At 60.2% G+C, this 5,032-nt stretch carries 4 protein-coding genes; 3 read left to right on the top strand and 1 reads right to left on the bottom strand.

The genetic code is table 11. The features are described from left to right. The coding region (locus tag EN932_RS28960) for a M17 family peptidase N-terminal domain-containing protein (RefSeq protein WP_281061559.1) at positions 1-394 on the bottom strand (394 nt) is incomplete at its 3' end. A 351-nt stretch (positions 395-745) separates the two neighbouring features. On the opposite strand from EN932_RS28960, the gene lptF reads away from it, so the two are divergent. The 3 genes from lptF to EN932_RS28945 all read left to right on the top strand — a co-directional run. Beyond that, entirely contained in the window at positions 746-1,948 is a 1,203-nt protein-coding gene (lptF, locus tag EN932_RS28955) for an LPS export ABC transporter permease LptF (protein ID WP_013532506.1), read from the top strand. After that, positions 1,945-3,030 carry an LPS export ABC transporter permease LptG gene (gene lptG, locus EN932_RS28950; protein WP_174299091.1) on the top strand — a complete coding sequence of 362 codons (1,086 nt, stop codon included), beginning with the start codon at positions 1,945-1,947 and terminating at the stop codon, positions 3,028-3,030. The genes lptF and lptG overlap by 4 nt, the downstream gene beginning before the upstream one ends. Next, positions 3,030-5,032, top strand: a 2,003-nt coding sequence (locus EN932_RS28945; RefSeq protein WP_164890662.1) for an LPS-assembly protein LptD, incomplete at its 3' end; no start/stop codon positions are given. The genes lptG and EN932_RS28945, both read left to right, overlap by 1 nt.

Raw genomic sequence — 5,032 nt, 5'->3', positions numbered from 1 at the left:
CGGCAAGGCTTGCCGCGTCCTTCGCGCTCGGCGAGGCGCCGACCACATCGAGGATCACCGCTACCTCGGTCGCCTTGCGCAGCGACGCGGAAACGGTGCCGCCAAGCTTCAACCACGCATATTCGTCCAGTCCCGACACCTTGCCGGTGCCTATCGCCACCAGTCTGTCGAGCGACGCTCCCTGCGGGGCCAGAACTTCCACCGTGCTGGCGAACTTGCCGGTGAACTCAGCCACGGGAAAAGCCCGCTCCAGTGTCTTGCCGGGATCACTGGCCTTGGCGACGTCGCTCAGGCCGCCCTCATCCGCCGCGAGCACGAAGACCGTGCCCTTCTTGTTCACCGCGCTCTGGGACCCGGAAAATTTGGCGAAGGCGATCGATGGTCTTTGATTCATCATGTCCTGCTTTCAGGGAATGCGCGACTTTTGGGGAAGCGGTTCGAAACGATGCGCGACATTTGGTCGTTTTCCGGCATTTGGCAAGACTTTGCCGAATTGGCATCCCATATGACCTATGGAATCGATGACGATTCGTCGCGGCACGGCCCCGCTTTTTGCCGCAACTTGTTGTTAACCATCGATGTTCGCCCTTTCTTATCCATTCCCGCCGACACTCCGCCCAGCCGGGGGGCGTGATGTGGGACAGAACCCGGATAGACCATCTGATGAGCCAGTTGTGCAGGCGCTGCCGGACAGCTACCTTGTTCGGCGGCATGATGCCGTTCGAAAAAATCGAGAAAAGCCTTCATGAAGGTCGTTGAACGCTACATCATGCGCCGCGCTTTCGTGGTCTTCATGGCCGCTCTTGTGTGGACGCTGGCGATCGTATGGACGACGCAGGTGCTGGCAAAGATCGATCTGGTCACCGACAGCGGCCAATCGGCGCTGACCTTCTTCGAAGTCGCCGCCCTCATCCTTCCGTCCATCATCCCGATCGTGGTGCCTTTTGCGCTTGTGGTGGCGGTCGCACAGACACTCAGCGTCATGAATTCGGATTCCGAACTTGCCGTCGTCAACGCCGCGGGGGCCTCGCGCTGGACGATCGTGCGGCCGATCATGTTGCTGGCGCTCGCCGCAGCCGTTTTTTCCTTTGCCGTCGACAACGGCATCGATCCTTACGCACGGCAGAAGAACCGGGCCCTGGTGGCGTCGTCACGCGCGGATCTGTTGTCGCTGATCATCCAGGAAGGCACCTTCCGCAAGATCGACGACGGGTTGTTCCTGCAGGTCGGCGAGCGCCTTCCCAACAATCGGCTGGGCGGCATTTTCGTCGCCGATTCGCGCGAAGAAGGCGTCAACCTCGTCTACTACGCCAAGACCGGCAGCATCATCGAACGCGGCGGTGAAAAGGTGCTGATGATGAATGACGGCGTCATCCATCGCAAAACGCTGACCGGCGATCTCTCCGTCATCCGCTTCACCTCCTATGCCTTCGACATGTCGGCCTTCATGGCGGCGGCTTCAGCGGTGACGCTCCTGCCCAAGGACCAGACGACGCAGTACCTGCTCAACCCGAGCGCCAACGACAAGTATTATCAGCAGAGCCCCTACGAATACCGGGCCGAAGTCAACCAGCGGTTCTCGGAATGGACCTATTCCATGGTTTTCGCGCTGATCGCGCTTGCGGTCGCCGGGGATGCGCGCTCGCACCGCGAGGCGCGCGTCAATCCGCTGATCACGGCGATCACGATATCGCTGTTCGTGCGTTGGCTGGGCTTTTTCGCCGCCAGCAAGGCGGATGAGATCCCGCAATATGCCTATATGGTCTATGGTGTGCCGATCGTGGCTTCCGCGGTGGCGATCTGGTTCATCGTCTCGAACCGGACACTGGAACTGCCCGTGACCTGGGCGGACTGGATGACAAACTTCGCCTCGCGCATCGCTGACAGCTGGAATGCTTTCAAATTGCGTTTGTCCAGGCGCGGCACATCAGGGCAAGGGGTCGGCTGATGGGCTGGACACTGGGCCGCTATTTCTTCTTCCGCTACGTGACGATCACCATCTGGTTCTTCATCGGCCTCCTAGCGCTGGTGTTCCTGATCGATTTCACCGAGCTGTCCGGCCGCACCACCGGCCTGCCCGGCTTCACCTACGGCACGGCGGTAGCCATTTCAGGCCTCCGTATGCCGATGATCATGCTGCAGACGGTGCCGTTCGTCGGTCTCTTCTCGGCGATGGCGACGCTGGTGTCGCTGAACCGGCGCTACGAGCTGGTCATCGCGCGTTCCGCCGGTGTTTCCGCCTGGCAGTTCCTCTTGCCCTGCTGTATCGGAGCCTTGCTGTTCGGCGTCCTGTCGGTTGGCGTCATCAATCCGCTCGCCGCGCATGCATTCTCCTGGTCCGAGCAGATCGAAACCCAGCTGCGTTCCGGCAAATCGAATACGGTCTCGGCCGATGCCGCGCCCTGGATCCGGCAGAAAACCAGTTCGGGGGACACCATCATCGGTGCGCGGGCCATCCTGAACCAGGGCCTGGAAATGGCCGATGTCGTATTCTTCATTCTCGACCCGCAAGGCAACATCGTCGAGCGCAAGGATGCTGCCCGTGCCTTCCTGCGCGACGGCTATTGGGAATTGCAGGACGTCAAGACGTTCCAGAACGGCACGATCCAGGCATCGGCAACCGATCGCGTACCGACCAATCTGAAGCCCGAATTCGTGCAAGAGCGGCTGGCGCGCCCGGAAACCATCCCCTTCTACGACCTGCCCGGAAAGATCGAGGTTGCCCGCTCCTTCGGCCTCAAGGCAAATGCCTTTGCCATGCAGTTTGATTCGCTCGTGGCGTTGCCGTTCCTTCTCGTCGCCATGACGCTGATCGCGGCAACGGTTTCAATGCGATTTGCTAGGATGGGGCAGTCGGCGACGATGATTCTGGGTGGCATCATCGCTGGCTTTCTGCTTTATGTCGTTTCGGTTCTGGTGAAGGCATTCGGCGTGGCGGGATTCGTGCCGACTGTCGTAGCCGCCTGGGTACCGGTCATGGTGGCTATGTTCTTCGGGGTGACTTTCCTGCTATACAAGGAAGACGGCTAGTGAGGGAGGCGTTTTTGCCCAGCAACAGGCAGGCCGGTTTGGCGCGCCTCTATGCGGCGACCGCCTTGGCGTGCGTGCTTGCCTACGCCGTTCCGGCACCGGCGCTTGCGCAGGACGTCGGCGACATGGCGACATCGGTTCCGTCCGGCTCGCAAATGCTGCTGGCGGCCGACACGCTGGTCTATAACAACGACAACCAGACCGTGACCGCCGTTGGCGGCGTGCAGATCGACTATGGTGGCAATCGCCTTGTCGCCCAGCGGGTCGAGTACAACCGCAACACCAAGCGAATGGTCGCAAGCGGTAACGTCGAAGTCATCAACAGCGACGGTACCAAGATCAATTCGCAGCATATCGACATCACCGATGACTTCGCCGACGGCTTCGTCAACGCGTTGCGGGTCGAAACCATCGACAAGGCCTATTTCGCCGCCGAAAGCGCCGAACGCATGGGCGGCGTGCTGACCACCTTCCACAATGGCGTCTACACCGCCTGCGAGCCGTGCGAGGATAAGCCGGACAAAGCGCCGACCTGGCGCGTCAAGGCCAAGAAGATCATCTGGAACGGCGAGAAGAAGACGGTTCGCTTCGAGAATGCGAATTTCGAGTTCTTCGGTTTTCCGCTTGCCTATCTGCCTGCATTCGAAATTGCCGACCCGACGGTGAAGCGCAAGAGCGGCTTCCTGATCCCGAGCATCATCTACAAGAGCGATCTCGGCGTCGGCGTGAAAGTCCCCTATTATCTTGCATTGGCGCCGACCTACGACCTGACCGTCACCGGCACCGGCTATACCAAGCAGGGTTTCCTCGGTGAGGCCGAGTGGCGTCAGCGCTTCAACAATGGCGAGTACAGCTTGAAGATCGCCGGGATACACCAGCAGAATCCCGACGCTTTCCTCGACACCACTGCCTTCCCCTCCAGCTCTGGCCACAACGTCAATTCGGGCAGCGCCGGCGATCCCAACAAATTCCGCGGCATGATGGGTACCCAGGGGCAGTTCGCCATCAACTCACGCTGGAACTTCGGCTGGGACGTGCTGCTGCAGACCGACAAGAATTTCTCGAACACCTACGGCATCGAAAAGTACAATAGCAGCGTCCACCAGTCGTCGGTCTACTTGACGGGTCTCAACGGCCGCAACTATTTCGACGTGCGCGCCATGCATTTCGATGTGCAGGAAGATACACCTGACGACAACGCCTCTGCGCGAAGCGGACAACAGCCCTGGGTGCTGCCGTCGCTCGACTACGCCTATATTCCTGATGCGTCGGTGGCCGGCGGCCAGCTATCGCTCAACGTCAACGCGCGTGTCATCCGCCGCGACGAACTCGATGACACTTTCTCCACCCCCATACAGCGTGTCCCTGGTATCGAAGGCGAATCGGGCCGTCTCACCGCCGAGGCCGAGTGGAAGCGGAGCTTCGTCACCGATGGCGGGCTGGTGCTGACGCCATTGCTCGCACTGCAGGGCGACGTCGACTACCTCAATGCGTCATCGGCTTCGCTCACTGCCATTAACAATATGGCAGCAAATTTGAACGAGCAGGCCGATATGCGCTCGTCATTTGCCCGTTACATGGCAACCGCAGGCCTCGAGATGCGTTGGCCGGTGCTGTTTTCCATGGCCAGCGGGTCCAGCCATGTCATCGAACCGATGGCACAGGTCTTCATGCGTCCGAACGAGCAATATGTCGGCGGCCTCTCAGTACCCAACGAAGACGCCCAAAGCATGGTCTTCGATGCGACCACCTTGTTCGAACGCGACAAGTTCTCCGGCTACGACCGCGTCGAAGGCGGTTCGCGCGCCAATGTCGGCTTCCGCTATTCCGGCTCCTACAACAATGGCTGGGGCACCAATGCCATTTTCGGCCAATCCTATCAGATTGGCGGCGAGAACTCGTTCGCCGCGCCGGATTTGGTGAATGTCGGCGCAAACTCCGGCCTCGACACCACCAAGTCCGACTATTTCGGCCTGTTCGGCATCAACAACCCCAACGGCTT

It is taken from the genome of Mesorhizobium sp. M7A.F.Ca.US.002.01.1.1 (assembly GCF_004022955.1).
GTDB lineage: Bacteria > Pseudomonadota > Alphaproteobacteria > Rhizobiales > Rhizobiaceae > Mesorhizobium > Mesorhizobium ciceri.
Note: the sequence above shows the minus strand (reverse complement) of the source record. Positions and strands in the feature narration are given on the sequence as shown.

Bases quoted from the DNA above. Each gene is read 5' to 3' on its own strand.
- lptF (WP_013532506.1), top strand. From the start codon at position 746: ATGAAGGTCGTTGAACGCTACATCATGCGCCGCGCTTTCGTGGTCTTC.